This window comes from Methylobacterium sp. 37f (assembly GCF_023093475.1).
In the GTDB taxonomy this organism is placed as follows: Bacteria; Pseudomonadota; Alphaproteobacteria; order Rhizobiales; family Beijerinckiaceae; genus Methylobacterium.
Map to the genome: position 1 here is coordinate 1 of NZ_JAGHKN010000144.1, position 265 is coordinate 265.

Sequence of the window (265 nt, forward strand, 5' to 3'; positions counted from 1 at the left end):
CGCCTCGCCCGCCTCCGCAGCGACACCCCTGGTCATCGACCTCACGCCGCCGGGCGCACCGGTGTTCGACGCCCTGGCGCCGACCACCGACACCACCCCGACCATCACGGGTACGGCCGAGGCCGGCACCACCGTCATCATCTCCGACAACGGCACCGTGCTCGGCACTGCGCTGGTCGGGACCGACGGACGCTTCACCTTCACGCCGACCACCCCGCTGGCGGACGGCAACAACGTCCTGACGGGCAATGCCGCCGATGCGGCC

Annotated in this window: 1 protein-coding gene; it reads left to right on the top strand. The window is 72.5% G+C overall.

From position 1 onward, the window contains the following. On the top strand, window positions 1–265 hold a 265-nt coding region (locus tag J7U37_RS25020), incomplete at both ends, for an Ig-like domain-containing protein (protein WP_247637511.1).